The sequence below is a fragment of the Pseudomonas nitroreducens TX1 genome (assembly GCF_000313755.1).
GTDB classification, from domain to species: domain Bacteria; phylum Pseudomonadota; class Gammaproteobacteria; order Pseudomonadales; family Pseudomonadaceae; genus Pseudomonas; species Pseudomonas nitroreducens_A.
The window spans coordinates 20726-36602 of sequence record NZ_AMZB01000131.1; the positions used below are offsets into that span (position 1 = coordinate 20726).

Genomic DNA, 15877 nt, shown 5'->3' on the forward strand with positions numbered 1-15877 from the left:
TCAGGGAGAGGGCGGGGGGAGAGGGCTGGCAACCGCGCCGACCTTTCCATGAAAGGGGGACCTCTCCACGAGCGCCGCATCAGCGGCGCAATTCCCTTGTTGCAGGCCTACCGGCCTGATCGCGGATAGGATCCGCTCCTACGAAAGCGCCTCTTTCCCGCCATCCTGGCACTCCCGCCAACACGACTGGCACAGAGGAAAAGACCCTCCCCGGCGCCGCTGGCAACAATCCCCTTCGATGACGCGCGCCTTCTCGGCCGCACGCTGTACTCGAAGGTGATTTCCCGATGTCCCGCAACCCGCTCCGATTCCGCGCCCTTGGCCTGCTGCTGGCCGGCGCGCTGCTGCAACCGATCCTGGCGTTCGCTGGCGACTGCCCGGCAAGCGACTCCCAGAAGGGTGAGACCGTCTTCGCCCGCGACTGCTCGATCTGCCACACCGCCAAGGCCGACGGCCCCGGCATGATGGGCCCCAACCTGCATGGCGTGGTCGGCCGCATGGCCGGTTCGCTCGCCGGCTTCAGCTATTCCCAGGCGATGAAGGGCAAGGCCGCAGTCTGGTCGCGGGACAACCTCGACGCCTTCGTCAGCCAGCCCCAGGCCGCCGTGCCCGGAACCTACATGCCCTTCGCAGGCCTGGCCGACGCGGCCGAGCGGCGGGCGCTCACCTGCTGGCTGAGCCAGCAGCACTGATCCATCAGGAGAGACCATGAACGTCACACAGACCCTGCCTCAGGTCACTGCCTTCCTTGCCCGCAAGCATGGCTGCTTCATCGACGGCGCCTGGGTGGTGCCCGAAGGCGCACGCACCGAGGTACTGAACCCGGCTACCGGCCAGGCCATCTCCAGCGTCGCCGACATCGACACTGACCTGCTCGACCGTGCCGTGCAGTCCGCCCAGGCGGCCTACAAGTCCCGCGTCTGGGCCGACCTGCGTCCGGCCGACCGGGAGCGCATCCTGCTGCGCTTCGCCGACCTGGTGGAAGCCAACGGCGAAGAACTGGCCCAGCTGGAAACCCTCAGCCAGGGCAAGTCGATCACTCTCTCGCGCATGCTGGATGTGGGCGCCACCGTCGAGTTCATGCGCTACATGGCCGGCTGGGCGACCAAGATCGAAGGACAGTCGCTGAACGTCTCCATCCCGCTGCCGCCGGGCGCCAAGTTCACCGCCTACACCCGCCGCGAGCCGCTGGGCGTGGTGGCCGGCATCGTGCCGTGGAACTTCCCGCTGATGATCGCCGTGTGGAAGCTGATCCCGGCGTTGGCCACCGGCAACAGCGTGGTAATCAAGCCCGCTTCGGAAACCCCGCTGACTGCCCTGCGCCTGGCCGAACTGGCCTTCGAGGCCGGCGTACCGGCCGGCGTGTTCAACCTGGTGACCGGCGACGGCCCGCGCATCGGCGGCGGCCTGGCCAGCCACAAGCTGGTCAACAAGGTGTCCTTCACCGGCTCCACCGCGGTAGGTCGCAGCGTCGGCCTGGCGGCCGTGCAGAACATGACCCGCTTTGCCCTGGAACTGGGGGGCAAGAACCCGATGATCGTGCTGGCAGATGCCAACATCGACAACGCCGTGCAAGGCGCGCTGTTGGGCGGCCTGCTGAACAACGGCCAGGTCTGCGCCGCCGCTTCGCGCTTCTATGTGCACCGTTCACGCTACGACGAATTCGTCGAGAAACTGGCCGCTGCCGTCGCAGGCATGAGCCTGGGCGAGGGCATGGACCCGACTGCGCAGATCAACCCGCTGGTTTCGGCCAAGCAGCAGCGCAGCGTGCTGGAACACATCGCCCGTGCCGGCGAGCAGGGCGCGCGCATCGTCTGCGGCGGCGGGCAGGTCGGCGGTAGCGGCTTCTATGTGCAGCCCACCGTGCTGGCCGATGTGACCATGCAGATGGCCGTGGCCCGTGACGAAGTCTTCGGCCCGGTGCTGGCGGTGCTGCCATTCGACGAGGATGACGAGGCCATTGCCATGGCCAACGACAGCGAATACGGCCTGGGCGCGAGCCTGTGGACCAACGACCTGTCCAAGGCGATGAACCTGGTGCCGCGCATCGAGTCCGGCACCGTGTGGGTCAACGCCCACGTGCTGCTCGACCCGAGCATGCCCTTCGGCGGCGTCAAGCAGTCGGGCATGGGCCGCGAGTTCGGCCGCGCCGTGGTCGAGGCCTATACCGAGATCAAGTCGGTGTGCATTGCGCACTGATTGATCGTTCGAGCAACACCCTCGTTTTGCAGCGGGCCTTCGGGCCCGTTTTTTTTGCGGGAAGTGGACAAGATTGGACTTGCAGGAGCGAGCTTGCTCGCGAACAACCGACGGCAACGCAGCTGGGACGGTTCGCGAGCAAGCTCGCGCCTACGAAGAGCAGATGCTGCTTGTAGGGGCGGGGTATGCCCGCGAACGCACAACGTGCGCCGGAGATCCGGCGGCTAAGGCTGGCGCGGCGGCCTCAATGCGCCGGCAGAATCCGCCCACGGCACTCGCCGAAGCCGATGGACGCATGCCCCTCGCGGCGGCAGCGGGCGCGGAGGATGACCTCGTCGCCGTCTTCGAGGAAGCGGCGTTCCTCGCCGTTGCCCAGCACCAGCGCCTGCTTGCCGCCGAAGGTGAGCTCCAGCAGGCTGCCGAAGCTGTCCGGGGTTTCGCCGGAGAGGGTGCCGGAACCGAACAGGTCGCCCGCTTGCAGGCGACAGCCGTTGACGCTGTGGTGCGCCACCATCTGGGCGACGGTCCAGTACATGTTCAGCGTGTTGCTCAGGGCGATGCGCTCCGGACCCTGGTGCTCGCGGCGCATGCGTGCGGTGTGCAGCAGGACTTCCAGTTCGATGTCCAGCGCGCCGTGCTGCTGGTCGGTCTCGTCATAGAGGTACGGCAGCGGCTGCGGATCGCCTTCCGGTCGGGTCGGCTGGGCGACGCGGAAAGGCTCCAGCGCCTCGGCGGTGACCACCCAGGGCGACACCGTGGTGGCGAAGCTTTTCGACAGGAACGGCCCCAGCGGCTGGTATTCCCAGGCCTGTACGTCGCGCGCGGACCAGTCGTTGAGCAGGCAGAAGCCGGCGATGTGGCCAGAGGCGGCGTCTATCGGAATGGCCTTGCCCTGGTCGTTGCCCTGGCCGATCCAGATGCCCAGTTCCAGCTCCAGGTCCATCCGTGCGCAGGGGCCGAACACCGGTGCCTCGGCGCCGGCGGGCAGGGTCTGGCCGTTGGGGCGGCGCACTTCGGTGCCGGAGGGCACAACGGTGGAGGCGCGGCCGTGGTAGCCGATGGGCACGTACTTGTAGTTGGGCAGCAGCGGGTTGTCCGGGCGGAACAGCTTGCCGACGTTCTGCGCGTGGTGGATGCCGACGTAGAAGTCGGTGTAGTCGCCGACCCTGGCCGGCAGGTGCATACGGCACGCGGCCTGTGGCTTGAGCAGCGCAGCGCCCAGGTGTTCCATGCGCTTCTGTTCGCCGCAGCCTTCGCTGAGCAGGTGGATCAAGGCGTCACGCAGGGTGCGGCGGGCCGTGCCGCCAAGGGCGAAGAAGGCGTTGAGGCTGTCGCCGCTTGCCACCAGCGCGGCCTGGTGGGCGGCGCCGTGGAAGAGGCCGGTTTCGCAGGCGGTCCTCAGGTCGAAGATGTAGTCGCCGATGGCGACGCCGCCTCTGGGCGAGTCGCCGGGTGGGCTGAACACGCCCAGCGGCAGGTTCTGCAGGGGAAAGTCCGGGTGGCCGTTGGCCGATTCGATCCAGCTTTGTGCGTTGTGGGCGACGCTCATGTCATTGCTCCTGGGATGGGGCGAAGGTCTTCTGCATGCCGCTCCAGCAGCTGTCGTAGTCGCGCTGCAGTTGCGGGCAGTCGAGGGCGAAGCGGCTGGGGCGCAGCACGCGGCCGGTCTCGAACATGAAGGCCATGGTCTTGTCGATCTTGTGGGGTTTGAGGTCGGCGGTGATGGCCTGCACGGTGGTGGCGTTGTCCGGGCCGTGGGCGCTCATGCAGTTGTGCAGCGAGGCGCCGCCGGGGACGAAACCGTCGGCCTTGGCGTCGTACACGCCCTGGATCAAGCCCATGAATTCGTTCATCAGGTTGCGGTGGAACCACGGCGGACGGAAGGTGCTCTCGGCCACCATCCAGCGCGGTGGGAAGATCACGAAGTCCATGTTGGCCATGCCGTGGGTGTCGCTGGGCGAGGTCAGCACGGTGAAGATGGACGGGTCCGGATGGTCGTAACTGATCGAACCGATGGTGTTGAAGCGGCGCAGGTCGTATTTGTAGGGCACGTTGTTGCCGTGCCAGGCGACGACGTCGAGCGGCGAGTGGTCGAGCTGGGTGGCCCAGAGTTCGCCGAGGAACTTCTGCACCAGCTGAACCGGGGCTTCCACGTCTTCGTAGTGCGCCACCGGGGCGAGGAAGTCGCGCGGATTGGCCAGGCCGTTGCTACCGATGGGACCGAGGTCCGGCAGGCGCAGCGCGGCGCCGTGGTTCTCGGCCACATAGCCGGCGGCTTCGGCTTCCAGCAACTCGACGCGCAGGCGCATGCCGCGCGGGATAACGGCGATCTCCAGCGGCTCCAGCTCCAGTACGCCCAACTCGGTGACCAGGCGCAGGCGGCCCGCCTGGGGCACGATCAGCAGCTCGCCGTCGGCGTTGAAGAACACCCGGCGCATCGAGATGTTGGCGCGGTAGGCATACAGGCTGACGCCGCTCACGGCCTCGGCGTCGGCGTTGGCGGCCATGCATAGCAGGCCGTCGACGAAGTCGGTAGGCTCCTGCGGGATGTCGAAACTGTTCCAGCGCAGGCGGTTGGGTGTGACCGGGCCGAGGGCGCTGCCGGTGATCTGCCGCTCCAGGCGCTCGAAGCACGGGTGCGCGGCGGACGGCCGGATGCGGTACATCCAGGTGCGCCGCGCCTCGCTGCGCGGCACGGTGAAGGCGGTGCCGGAGAACTGCTCGGCGTAGAGGCCCAGCGGCACCTGCTGTGGCGAGTTCATGCCAACGGGCAGGGCGCCGGGAAGGGCCTCGCTGGCGAATTCATTGCCAAAGCCGGATTGGTAGGCAGGGGAGGCGGTCATGGTGGTTTCTCTTGTTATCGTAATCCAATTACGATTAACGTAATTTCGTAGTGACGGGCCGTCAAGCCCGTCTGGGAGTTCCTTTAAGTTGAAGACCATGAACGACGCTGAAGACTCCGTCCCGACGAAGGGCGCGAAAGTACAGTCCGCCGAGGTGGGCACGCAGATCCTCAAGGCCCTGGCGGACCTCGCGCCGAGCACCTCGCTCAAGCGCCTGGGCGAGTACCTGGACATGCCGGCGGCGAAGGTCCACCGCTACTTGCAGGCGCTGATCGCCAGCGGCTTCGCCGAACAGGACCCGCTGACCAACCATTACGGCCTGGGACGTGAGGCGTTGTATGTCGGGCTGGCCGCGATCCGCCGGCTGGATGTGGTGAAGGTGGCCAGCCCGGCGCTGGCCGATCTGCGCGACGCGCTGGGGCAGACCTGTTTCCTTGCCATCTGGGGCAGCCACGGGCCGACCGTGGTGCAGGTGGAGCCGGCCCAGGGCATGGTGACGCTGGTCACCCAGGTGGGCTCGGTGCTGCCGCTGTACGGCTCGTCCACCGGGCTGGTGTTTGCAGCGTTCAAGGCCGGGCTGGAGGAGGGCGCGGACCAGTCAGTGCTGGAGGGCATTCGCAGCGAAGGGCTGCATGCGATCCACGGGTTGCTGATGCCTGGAGTGAACGCGCTGTCGGTGCCGCTGTTCAAGACCGGGCGCGAACTGGCCGGGGTGATTACCGTGGTCGGCTCACAGGCGAGCTTTGCCGCCGAAGCTCATGGCGAGGCGGCCCAAGCGCTGCTGGCGATGGCGCGGGAGGTGAGTTTGGGGATGGGGGGAGAGGTTTGACTGTCTGAGGCTTCGGTGCTCGGGCGGGCCCTCTCCCCAGCCCTGAAGGGAGCGGGGGTATCCGAGTGAAGCTCGGCGACAGTGCGTTCCTGACGCCTCGGCATCAGGGGGAACCATAGCTGCGCTTCATGCCGATTCGGCTCCCTCTCCCTTCAGGGAGAGGGCGGGGGGAGAGGGTGGTGGGCAGAGCGAGCAACCTTCGGGGAGAGAGCCTTCGCAGGACCGAGGGGGACGCCTGGTCCTTGCTCGCGAACAGCCCAGCAATGGGGCCGGTTCGCGAGCAGGCGCGCTCCTGCAAATCCCTGTTCACTCCCGCTCCATCCCCGCCCAGTCCGTCCCCTTCACCAGCACATCGCTCAATGCCTGCGCGGCGCTGGAGAGCTGGTGTTCGGCCAGGCAGAACAATCCCACACGGCGCTCGATGCGCGGCTCGTCGAGGGCCACGCAGCGCGCGCCCAGCTCTTCCATCTGCTGCCTGCACAGGCGCGGTACGGCGCTGACGCCAAGCCCCTCGGCCACCATCCGGCCCACCGTCACCAGTTGATGGCTCTCGAACGCCACCGGAAGTCGCCCCTGCAGCTGTTCTTCCAGCAGCAGACGCACGGCCGATGGGCGTTGCAGGGTGATGAAATGGTCTTCCAGCAACTGCTCCCAGGTGATCCGCGATTCGTTCGCCAGAGCTGAATCTGCCGGCAGTACGGCGATGAAACGGTCGGTGTAGAAAGGCGTGAAAGCCAGTCCGTCGAGGCTGTCCGGCTCCAGGGCAATCCCCAGTTCCACCCGATGGTTGCGCACCATCTCCAGCACCTGCTCGTTGATCACGTCGTGCACCGCAACGTTCACTTTCGGGTGACGGTCGCGGAATGCACGCAGCACGGCAGGCAGAAGATTGCCGGCGAAGGAGGGCATGGCGGCGATGGAGACCTTGCCCAGCTGCAGGGTGAAGTGCTGATGCATCACTTCCTCGGCATTATCCCAATCCGCCAGCAGGCGGCGGGCCAGCGGCAGCAGTGTTTCGCCCTCGGGCGTGAGCGCCACGCTGCGGGTGGTGCGCACCAGCAACTGGCCGCCCAGGGACTCTTCCAGGCTCTTGATCGCCAGGCTCAGCGCCGGTTGCGACAGGTGCAGGCGCTCGCAGGCCTGGGCGAAGCTCAGGGTCTGGGCGACGGCGAGGAACGCGCGCAGTTGCTTGACCGTCATTGATAGGTAAGCCAAATCAATCAATTGGAAAAACAAACTTAACAAATCAGTCTCCACCCGTGAAGCTGCATTCGCTCTCTGACCGATGGGTCGGACATTCCAAATACAAGAGGCAGCAGCAACATGGCAGGACTCGACAAGCGTGTAGGCAGTTACGAGGAAGCCCTTGCCGGGCTCACCGACGACATGACGGTATTGGCGGGCGGCTTCGGCCTCTGCGGCATCCCGGAAAACCTCATCGGGCAGATCCGCAGGATGGGTGTGAAGGGCCTGACCGTCGTCTCCAACAACTGTGGCATCGACGGCTTCGGCCTCGGCGTGCTGCTGGAGGACCGCCAGATCCGCAAGATGATCGCTTCCTACGTGGGCGAGAACGCGCTGTTCGAGCAGCAGCTGCTGTCCGGTGAACTGGAGGTCGAACTGACCCCGCAGGGCACGCTGGCGGAAAAACTCCGCGCTGGTGGCGCCGGTATCCCTGCTTTTTTCACCGCCACCGGCTACGGCACTCCGGTCGCTGACGGCAAGGAAGTGCGCGAGTTCGAAGGCCGCCACTATGTAATGGAGCGCGCCATCACCGGCGACTTCGCCATCGTCAAGGGCTGGAAGGCCGACCACTACGGCAACGTCATCTACCGCCACACCGCGCAGAACTTCAATCCGGTAGTCGCCACCGCGGGCCGCATCACGGTCGTCGAGGTGGAGGAGATCGTCGAGCCGGGCGAGCTGGACCCGACCCAGATCCACACCCCCGGCATCTATGTCGACCGCATCATCCAAGGCTCCTTCGAGAAGCGCATCGAAAAGCGCACGACTCGCTAAGGATCGGCTGCGCGTCGGCCTGGCGGCGGGAAACGAGGCCTGCTCATTCAGGGCATTCAAACTCCGCGTCCTCGTTTCAAATCCGCCTAGCCAGTCGCTAGCTCGCTCGATCTTCAACCGCATTGAACAAGAGAAGAGATTCAGCCATGGCACTTACCCGCGAACAGATGGCTCAGCGCGTGGCGCGCGAGCTGCAGGACGGCTTCTACGTGAACCTGGGCATCGGCATCCCGACCCTGGTCGCCAACTACGTGCCCGAGGGCATGGAGGTGATGCTGCAATCGGAGAACGGCCTGCTCGGCATGGGCGCGTTCCCCACCGAAGACGAAGTTGACGCCGACATGATCAACGCCGGCAAACAGACGGTCACCGCCGTGAAGGGCGCCTCGATTTTCTCCTCCGCCGAATCCTTCGCGATGATCCGTGGCGGCCACGTCGACCTCACCGTGCTCGGTGCCTTCGAGGTGGACGTGCAGGGCAACATCGCCTCCTGGATGATCCCCGGCAAGCTGGTGAAAGGCATGGGCGGCGCCATGGACCTGGTGGCCGGCGCGGACAACATCATCGTCACCATGACCCACGCCTCCAAGGACGGCGAATCCAAGCTGCTGGAGCGCTGCTCGCTGCCGCTGACCGGCGCCGGCTGCATCCGCAAGGTGCTGACCGACCTGGCCTACCTGGAGATCGAGGACGGCGCCTTCATCCTGCGCGAGACCGCGCCGGGCGTGAGCGTCGCCGAGATCGCCGAGAAGACCGCCGGCCGCCTGATCGTGCCGGACGATGTGAAGGAAATGACTTTCTGACTCACTGATACCCTGTAGGAGCGAGCTTGCTCGCGAACGCTCTGGCTTGGGTGCCTCAGTCGGTTCGCGAGCAAGCTCGCTCCTACAAAGTCCGACCGCCCCGGAGAATTCAGATGCAAGACGTAGTGATTGTCGCCGCCACCCGTACCGCCATCGGCGCCTTCCAGGGCAGCCTGGCGAACATTCCCGCCCATGAACTGGGCAGCCTGGTCATCCGTTCGCTGCTCGAGCGCAGCGGCGTGAAAGCCGACCAGATCGACGAAGTCATCCTCGGCCAGGTGCTCACCGCCGGCGCCGGGCAGAACCCCGCGCGCCAGGCCGCCATTGGCGCCGGCCTGCCGGTGGAGGTGCCGTCGATGACCATCAACAAGCTCTGCGGCTCCGGCCTTAAGGCGCTGTTCCTCGGCGTCCAGGCGATCCGTTGCGGCGACGCCGACGCCATCATCGCCGGCGGCCAGGAGAGCATGAGCCTGGCGCCCTACGTGCTGCCCAAGGCACGTACCGGCCTGCGCATGGGCCACGCCGAGCTGCAGGACGCCCTGCTGCGCGACGGCCTGATCGACGCCTTCAACGACTATCACATGGGCATCACCGCCGAGAACCTGGCGGAAAAATTCGGCATCAGCCGCGAGGCGCAGGATGCCTTTGCCGCGCAGTCCCAGCTCAAGGCCGCCTCGGCCATCGAAGCCGGTCGCTTCAAGGACGAGATCACCCCCGTGCTGATCCCCCAGCGCAAGGGCGACCCGGTGGCCTTCGACACCGATGAGCAACCGCGCGCCGGCACCACCGCCGAATCCCTGGGCAAGCTCAAGCCGGCCTTCAAGAAGGACGGCACGGTCACGGCCGGCAACGCCTCCACCCTCAACGATGGCGCCGCCGCCGTGCTGCTGATGAGCGCCGAACGTGCACGCCGCCTGAACCTGCCGGTACTGGCGCGCATCCAAGCCTATGCCAGCAGCGGCGTCGACCCGTCGATCATGGGCATCGCCCCGGTCACCGCAACCCGCCGCTGCCTGGAGAAGGCCGGCTGGAGCCTCGACGAGGTCGAATTGATCGAAGCCAACGAAGCCTTCGCCGCTCAGGCCCTGTCGGTCGGCAAGGAGCTGGGCTGGAACGCCGAGAAGGTCAACGTCAATGGCGGCGCCGTCGCCCTTGGCCACCCGATCGGCGCTTCGGGGGCCCGGGTGCTGGTGACGCTGCTCCATGAAATGCTCCGCCGCGATGCGAAGAAGGGCCTGGCGACCCTGTGCATCGGCGGCGGCCAGGGTGTGGCGATGGCTCTGCTCCGGGATTGAAGGAGCGGGACTGAGGCCATTCGACCAACGATTGATTGGCGAGCGCCGGCCGGCATGTAGCAATGCCGTACCGGCAGGCGGGATGGTGGGTGGGCACACCGACAGACGAACATCCCGCCGCGGTTTCCGGCGTCCCCCGGCGCCGGCAAACCCTTGCGTCACCGCTCGGCCCCACGCAGGCCGGGCGGTTTTTCATTCCAGGACGGGTATTGCCACAAGCCCCGTTCGACGATGAGCCATTACAAGAACAACGAGGTAGAGCCTTATGAATTCCCACGTGCACAACGCCGGCACGGCCCTGCAGGACAGCCGCTCGGCACGCTTCGCCATGGCCTGCTCCAACTGGGCCGAACGCTGGTTCCCCGACTCCTGGGTCTTCGCCGCGCTGGCGGTGCTGATCGTCAGCGTCGCCGCGCTGGCCATCGGCGCGCCGGCCACCGAGACCGCCAAGGCCTTCGGTGACGGCTTCTGGAGCCTGATCCCCTTCACCATGCAGATGGCCTTCGTGGTCATCGGCGGCTATGTCGTTGCCAGCTCCGGCCCGGCCTCCAAGCTCATCGACCTGTTTGCCCGCGTGCCGAAGAACGGCCGCACGGCGGTTGCCTGGGTCGCGGTCATTTCCATGGTCGCCTCGCTGCTCAACTGGGGTCTTTCCCTGGTGTTCGGCGGCCTGCTGGTGCGCGCCCTGGCGCGCCGCGAAGACCTGAAGATGGACTACCGCGCCGCAGGCGCTGCGGCCTACCTTGGCCTGGGCGCGGTGTGGGCGCTGGGCCTGTCGTCGTCCGCCGCGCAGCTGCAGGCCAACCCGGCCAGCCTGCCGCCGTCGATCCTGGCGATCACCGGCGTCATTCCTTTCACCGAGACCATCTTCCTCTGGCAGTCCGGCGTCATGCTGCTGGCCCTGGTGCTGGTGTCGCTGGTCATCGCCTACATGACCGCACCCGGTGCGGCCAGCGCACGTGACGCCAAGGCCTGCGGCGTGGACGTCAGCTTCACTCCGCCCAGCGCGCCGAAGGCCACCCGCCCGGGCGAATGGCTGGAGCACAGCCCGCTACTGATCCTCATGCTGGTGGCCCTGGCCGCCGGCTGGCTGGTCCACGAATTCAGCACCAAGCCGGCGATTACCGCGATCTCCGGGCTGAATACCTACAACCTGCTGTTCCTCATGGCTGGCGCGCTGCTGCACTGGCGCCCGCGCAACTTCCTCGACGCCGTGGCGCGCGCCGTGCCGACCACCACCGGGGTGTTGATCCAGTTCCCGCTGTACGGCTCCATCGCCGCGATCCTGACCACGGTGAAGGGCGGCGACGGTTCCACCATCGCCCACCACATCTCCACCTTCTTCGTGCAGATCGCCTCCCACGACACCTACGCGCTGCTGATGGGCGTGTACTCGGCGGTGCTGGGCTTCTTCATCCCGTCCGGCGGCGGCAAGTGGATCATCGAGGCGCCGTATGTGATGCAGGTGGCCAACGAGCTGCAATACCACCTGGGCTGGGCGGTGCAGATCTACAACGCCGCCGAGGCGCTGCCGAACCTGATCAACCCGTTCTACATGCTGCCGCTGCTGGGCGTGCTGGGCCTCAAGGCCCGCGACCTGATCGGCTTCAGCTTCGTCCAGCTGCTCGTCCATGTGCCGCTGGTGCTGTTCCTGCTCTGGGCGCTGGGCACCACCCTGCAGTACCTGCCGCCGGTCCAGCCGTAACCACGCATTCGGCCCCTGCAGCGGTAAGCCCGGATGTCGCGAGACATCCGGGCTTTTTCATGATCAGCCCCGGCTGATCTCCACCGGCCCCAGCACGCGTGCATCCAGGTGTTCACCGCTGAGCTGCGCGGCGTCCTGGTCGAATACGTCACGCAGCCAGTCGCTGACTGCCTGGAAACGACCGATACGGCCGGCATCGCGGTGGGCCAGCAGCCAGATTTCCCGCACGACCACCGCGCCGGAGAGGCGCACCAGTCCCTCGCGCTCGCCGAGGAAGCAGGGCAGCAACGCCATGCCCAGGCCGCTTTCGCAGGCGTGGATCAGCGTGGTCACGCTGCTCGCGCGCAGGGCGAAATTGGCGTCCGGGACGCAGCGGCGCAGCCAGCACATCTCCGGCGTGTCATCCAGGTCTTCGCCGTAGCCCAGCCAGGGTTGCTGCGGCCACTGTTCGGCCGGGACCTGGGCGAAGGGTCTGGCGGCGTAGATGGCGAAACCGATGTCGGCGACCTTGCGCATCACCAATGCGGCGTCTTCGGCCGGACGCGCCAGGCGCAGGGCGAAGTCGGCCTCGCGGCGGGTGAAGGACAGCGCGCGGTTCGCCGGAATCAGCTGCAATTGCAGGTTTGGGTAAGTGCGTGCCAGTTGCGGCATGTGCTGCACCAGCCAGTGGCTGAAGAGGAAGTCTACCGCGGTGATGCGTACCGAGCCGCTGATGGCGCTGGCCTCGTTGCGCGTCTCCAGCAGCATGCTCTGCACGTCGCCGAGGATGCGTTCGGCATAACCGAGGAAGGCCGTGCCGGCGTCGGTGGCCTTGTAGCCGGCGTTGTCGCGGATGAACAGGCGGGTCTGCAGCGCGGTTTCCGCCGCCACCAGGCGCCGGCTCATGGTCGAGGGGTCGACGCCCAGCGCGCGGCCGGCGGCGCTCATGCTGCCGTGGCGGGCGAGGGCGAGGAGGATCGGGATGTCGTTCCAGTCGAAATTCACGGCGATGGCCTCGCGGGCTTCAGAACTGCACGTCGGCAGCCGGGATAACCTTGGCGCGCTTGCCGAAGCTGCTGATGCTGCCCAGTACCGCGTTGTGGTGCGCGCTGATCTGCGCGGCGCTGAGCACGGCATTGTCGACGGTGGAGTGGGAGTCGCTCACCAGCGTAACCGCATAGCCTTGCGCCAGGGCGCGGCGGGTGGTGGTATCGACGCAGTAGTCGCTCTGCAGGCCACAGATCACCAGGTGGTCGATGCCGTGCGCGTCGAGCTGCTCGGCCAGGTCGGTGCGCAGGAAGGAGTCCGGGGTGGTCTTGCGCACCTTCAGGTCCGCAGGGGCGGTGAGCAGGCGCGTTTCCAGCTGCCAGCCGGCGCTGCCATACTGCAGGTCATCGTCCTCGTGCTGCACCAGCACCACCGGCACGCCGGCCTCACGCGCGGCGCGACTCAGGCCATTGATGCGCTGCAGCACGTTGTCGATGTCGAAGCAGGCGTAGTCGCCGGTACACAGGTCGGACTGGACGTCGATGATCAGCAGGGCGGTGGGCATATCAGGCTTCCTGGGCAAGCATGGGAAACGGCGAGGGTAGTGTCTGGGCGAGCTACGAGCTAGTGCCTGGGTGCAAGGTGCAGTTTGCGATAGGCCAATGGTGTCATGTTCTGCCAGCGGTGAAAGGCTCGGATAAGGCTGCTCGCGCCGCTGAAACCGACACGCTCGGCGATCTGCTGCATCGACCATTGCGGTGCGCGCAAGAGCAGCAGCACTTGTGCCTCGCGAGTCTGGTCGAGCAGTTGGGCAAAGCTCAACCCATGCTGCTGCAGGGTGCTGGTCAGTTGCCCAAGGGGAATCCCGAGGCAGAGGGCGAGTTGCTCCGCGGAAGTCCGCTCCGACAATTGCTCTGCCAGCCGAGCACGCAGCGCGCTGAGGGGCAGCGGCATCCCATGGTGGGCCAGGTATTGCAGGATCGGCCGTTCGACCTGGGCGAGCAGGCGCGGGTTGGCGCCGGGCAATGGCAAATCCCAGCTTGTGCCACGGAAGATGAGGGCGCTGACCGGGAGCCCGAAGTGCACCGGTACTTCCAGCTCCTCCCAGGCGCACAGATCGTGGGGAGCGGGACGGGCCAGTTCCATGCCGCGCAGGAAGCTGGTCGCCGGGCGGCCGGCGAGACGCTCGAACATGCGCACGTGGAAGTGCCAGTAGAAGTCCCGCGCGACGCTGGTCGGTACATAGTTGTCCTTGACCCGGAACTCCATGCGCCAGTCACCGTGTTCGTCCTGCATCAGGTCCGGCTGCCCCACGGTGCTGACCAGATTGACCAGTTGCACGTGACGCTGCACGGCTTCGCCCAGGGTCGCGCAGGCGTACAGGGCAAGGTCCATTCCATAGAGGTTCGAGGGCTGGTGGTAGCGCACCGCGCGGATGCCGAAATGTACGTCCCCGGTGACTTCGACGCAGCGCAGCCAGAGCGGGCTCAACGAGGTCATCGGCAGCCGCGCGGCGGGGTCGTCCATGATCTCGGGGTCGATCCCCACCTGCCGCAGCACCGGCAATGGGTCAATGCCGTAGTGCTCGCGCAGGGTTGTCGCCAGGCAGCGGACCACCGTGGCCAGGGTGCTGGGGACAGGCGTGTCAGCGGCAGGAGTGGGGTGGCTCATGGACATCGGGGGCGTGGCGAGTGGCGGCGGATATCGAGCATGACCGGCGTGGCCTCTGCCTTCAACGGTCACGGCAAAAAAAGCCCCGGCGGGGACCGGGGCGCAAGTGGAGCAGTCAGGAGTTGCCGATGAAAATCGAGTGGCCGCCGCTCAGGACTGGCGCTGTACCTGCGGCGGTCGCCAGTCGCGCTTGAGGACTTCCGGTTTCGGCCAGTACAGGCGCAGGAACAGGCTGAACTCGTTTTCCGGTGCGGGTAGCCAGTTGTTCTGCAGTTCCGGGCGGGATGGCGCCTCGTGCTGGATGTACAGGTCCAGCGAGCCATCCGGGTTGTAATGCAGGTCGTCGCGGTCGCCGATGGCATAGCGGTCCAGCGGGTTGTCGGCGAGCAGCAGGTGCGTGTTGTACAGGGTCAGCGACCAGAAGCCCTTCACCGGCGGCAGCTGGGCCTTGTCGAAATGGATCAGGTAGCGGTGCTTGCCACTGAGCAACTGGCCGTCCGTGTCGGCGCGGGTATTGGGGTAGACCGCATCGTCCGCGGTGTTGGCCCCCAGGCCGATCTTCGCCACCAGTGCGCGCTGGGCGTAGCGGTCGGCGTAATCGCCCAGGTCGTAGCTGACCTTCCAACCATTGACGGCGGGCATCTTGTCGCGTAGCTCTTCGGCATGCGCCATCAGCTCGGTCACCTTGCGAAAGCCGATGTGGCTGCCCAGTCGCTGCCAGGCCGATTGCTGAGGGTGGCAATCCTTGCTCAGTAGCCCGGCGTCGTGAATACGCTGCATTTGCGGTGCATCGGCGGCACTGGGTGGGTTGCTGGGAAGCAGTTGGCAGAGCGTCGAGAAGAATTCGGCCTGGGTCCACTGTGCCAGTTGCTGGTCAGGCGGCAGGTCGGTACTCAGGCGAGGCAGGCGGGCCATGGCCGGGTCTTTCCGCGTTGGTGCGTCGGACTTCTGCCAATGGCTGAGCGGTTCAAGGCCGAATCGCCGCTGCTGCGCATTGACCTCGGCATAGTCCCGCGGGCCGCTGCTCTTGAAGCGGCCGATGATCCAACCCATCTGGGTCGGCAGGCGGACCAGTTGCATGCCCTCGGGCACGGTGCCTTGCCAATCGGGCCCGACGATCAGGTAGCGCTGGGCCGAATCACCGAGGGTGCGGGTGCCGGGGCTGATGACCACATTGGTCCAGGCATCGAGGATGGGCATCATGTAGTAGTGCCCGGCAGAATCCGGGATGCTCAGCACCACCGGCTCGGCACGCAGATCCAGGTGTGCCAGCGAGTAGAGCGTGTCGACGTTCGGTGCGACGACGCTGTTGAAGCGGTAATCGGGGAAGCGCGTGCGGTGATTGAGCTGGTTCACCGCGGTCTCGCCACGGCCAAGCTGGTACTGCTTGGTCAGCTCCATGATCACCAGCGGATAGCCGAATGCATAGGCTTCGGCGGTGGCGCGGGCCTGCTGGTACAGGCTGTAGCCGGCGCAAGCGCCAGCGAGCAGGGCGGCGCCGGTCAGGCCCAGGCCCCAGCGGGTTCGGGTGGAAAGTGGCATGTGCG

At 66.5% G+C, this 15877-nt stretch carries 14 protein-coding genes; 7 read left to right on the plus strand and 7 right to left on the minus strand.

Features of this window, described 5'->3' with window-relative positions:
• The first annotated feature begins 287 nt into the window (after positions 1-287).
• Positions 288-692 (plus strand): c-type cytochrome, encoded by a 405-nt coding sequence (locus tag C167_RS0124495; protein ID WP_017520951.1) that lies wholly within the window; start codon positions 288-290, stop codon positions 690-692.
• Between the two features lie 16 nt (positions 693-708).
• Positions 709-2199, plus strand: a complete 1491-nt coding sequence (locus C167_RS0124500) for an aldehyde dehydrogenase family protein (protein ID WP_017520952.1) — start codon at positions 709-711, stop codon at positions 2197-2199.
• Between the two features lie 244 nt (positions 2200-2443).
• Here the strand turns inward: C167_RS0124500 and fahA are convergent, their stop codons facing one another.
• Positions 2444-3748, minus strand: coding sequence for a fumarylacetoacetase (gene fahA, locus C167_RS0124505; protein WP_017520953.1), 1305 nt, complete (start codon positions 3746-3748; stop codon positions 2444-2446).
• A 1-nt stretch (position 3749) separates the two neighbouring features.
• A complete protein-coding gene (gene hmgA / locus C167_RS0124510; RefSeq protein ID WP_017520954.1) occupies positions 3750-5042 on the minus strand; it encodes a homogentisate 1,2-dioxygenase in 1293 nt (430 codons plus the stop codon).
• 97 nt (positions 5043-5139) lie between these two features.
• Here hmgA and C167_RS0124515 point away from each other — a divergent pair, with 97 nt between their 5' ends.
• Positions 5140-5871 carry an IclR family transcriptional regulator gene (locus tag C167_RS0124515; protein WP_017520955.1) on the plus strand — a complete coding sequence of 244 codons (732 nt, stop codon included), beginning with the start codon at positions 5140-5142 and terminating at the stop codon, positions 5869-5871.
• A 306-nt stretch (positions 5872-6177) separates the two neighbouring features.
• Here the strand turns inward: C167_RS0124515 and C167_RS0124520 are convergent, their stop codons facing one another.
• Positions 6178-7071, minus strand: coding sequence for a LysR family transcriptional regulator (locus tag C167_RS0124520; protein ID WP_017520956.1), 894 nt, complete (start codon positions 7069-7071; stop codon positions 6178-6180).
• A 123-nt stretch (positions 7072-7194) separates the two neighbouring features.
• Between C167_RS0124520 and C167_RS0124525 the strand changes: the two genes are divergently transcribed.
• The 4 genes from C167_RS0124525 to C167_RS0124540 all read left to right on the plus strand — a co-directional run bounded on the left by C167_RS0124525 (position 7195) and on the right by C167_RS0124540 (position 11693).
• Positions 7195-7890, plus strand: coding sequence for a CoA transferase subunit A (locus C167_RS0124525; RefSeq protein ID WP_017520957.1), 696 nt, complete (start codon positions 7195-7197; stop codon positions 7888-7890).
• Positions 7891-8036: 146 nt separating this feature from the next.
• Positions 8037-8693, plus strand: a complete 657-nt coding sequence (locus C167_RS0124530; protein WP_017520958.1) for a CoA transferase subunit B — start codon at positions 8037-8039, stop codon at positions 8691-8693.
• A gap of 113 nt (positions 8694-8806) precedes the next feature.
• On the plus strand, positions 8807-9988 hold the full coding sequence (locus C167_RS0124535) for an acetyl-CoA C-acetyltransferase (protein ID WP_017520959.1): 1182 nt from the start codon (positions 8807-8809) through the stop codon (positions 9986-9988).
• Between the two features lie 265 nt (positions 9989-10253).
• Complete coding sequence (locus C167_RS0124540) at positions 10254-11693, plus strand: short-chain fatty acid transporter (protein ID WP_017520960.1); 1440 nt, start codon at positions 10254-10256, stop codon at positions 11691-11693.
• 63 nt (positions 11694-11756) lie between these two features.
• On the opposite strand, the gene C167_RS0124545 is transcribed toward C167_RS0124540, so the two are convergent.
• The 4 genes from C167_RS0124545 to C167_RS0124560 all read right to left on the minus strand — a co-directional run bounded on the left by C167_RS0124545 (position 11757) and on the right by C167_RS0124560 (position 15872).
• Positions 11757-12677, minus strand: a complete 921-nt coding sequence (locus C167_RS0124545) for a LysR family transcriptional regulator (protein WP_017520961.1) — start codon at positions 12675-12677, stop codon at positions 11757-11759.
• 19 nt (positions 12678-12696) lie between these two features.
• Complete coding sequence (locus C167_RS0124550) at positions 12697-13224, minus strand: cysteine hydrolase family protein (protein ID WP_017520962.1); 528 nt, start codon at positions 13222-13224, stop codon at positions 12697-12699.
• A 59-nt stretch (positions 13225-13283) separates the two neighbouring features.
• The gene (locus tag C167_RS0124555; protein ID WP_017520963.1) at positions 13284-14330 is read right to left on the minus strand and encodes an AraC family transcriptional regulator; all 1047 of its coding nucleotides are present in this window, start codon (positions 14328-14330) and stop codon (positions 13284-13286) included.
• 150 nt (positions 14331-14480) lie between these two features.
• The gene (locus tag C167_RS0124560; RefSeq protein WP_017520964.1) at positions 14481-15872 is read right to left on the minus strand and encodes a DUF1254 domain-containing protein; all 1392 of its coding nucleotides are present in this window, start codon (positions 15870-15872) and stop codon (positions 14481-14483) included.
• Positions 15873-15877 lie beyond the last annotated feature (5 nt).

Excerpts from the sequence above, each read along its gene's own strand:
- C167_RS0124515 (WP_017520955.1), top strand. The coding sequence starts at position 5,140 with ATGAACGACGCTGAAGACTCCGTCCCGACGAAGGGCGCGAAAGTACAG.
- C167_RS0124525 (WP_017520957.1), top strand. The coding sequence starts at position 7,195 with ATGGCAGGACTCGACAAGCGTGTAGGCAGTTACGAGGAAGCCCTTGCC.
- C167_RS0124495 (WP_017520951.1), top strand. The coding sequence starts at position 288 with ATGTCCCGCAACCCGCTCCGATTCCGCGCCCTTGGCCTGCTGCTGGCC.
- C167_RS0124555 (WP_017520963.1), bottom strand. The coding sequence starts at position 14,330 with ATGAGCCACCCCACTCCTGCCGCTGACACGCCTGTCCCCAGCACCCTG.
- C167_RS0124530 (WP_017520958.1), top strand. The coding sequence starts at position 8,037 with ATGGCACTTACCCGCGAACAGATGGCTCAGCGCGTGGCGCGCGAGCTG.
- C167_RS0124550 (WP_017520962.1), bottom strand. The coding sequence starts at position 13,224 with ATGCCCACCGCCCTGCTGATCATCGACGTCCAGTCCGACCTGTGTACC.
- C167_RS0124540 (WP_017520960.1), top strand. The coding sequence starts at position 10,254 with ATGAATTCCCACGTGCACAACGCCGGCACGGCCCTGCAGGACAGCCGC.
- hmgA (WP_017520954.1), bottom strand. The coding sequence starts at position 5,042 with ATGACCGCCTCCCCTGCCTACCAATCCGGCTTTGGCAATGAATTCGCC.
- C167_RS0124520 (WP_017520956.1), bottom strand. The coding sequence starts at position 7,071 with ATGACGGTCAAGCAACTGCGCGCGTTCCTCGCCGTCGCCCAGACCCTG.
- C167_RS0124560 (WP_017520964.1), bottom strand. The coding sequence starts at position 15,872 with ATGCCACTTTCCACCCGAACCCGCTGGGGCCTGGGCCTGACCGGCGCC.
- C167_RS0124500 (WP_017520952.1), top strand. The coding sequence starts at position 709 with ATGAACGTCACACAGACCCTGCCTCAGGTCACTGCCTTCCTTGCCCGC.
- C167_RS0124535 (WP_017520959.1), top strand. The coding sequence starts at position 8,807 with ATGCAAGACGTAGTGATTGTCGCCGCCACCCGTACCGCCATCGGCGCC.
- fahA (WP_017520953.1), bottom strand. The coding sequence starts at position 3,748 with ATGAGCGTCGCCCACAACGCACAAAGCTGGATCGAATCGGCCAACGGC.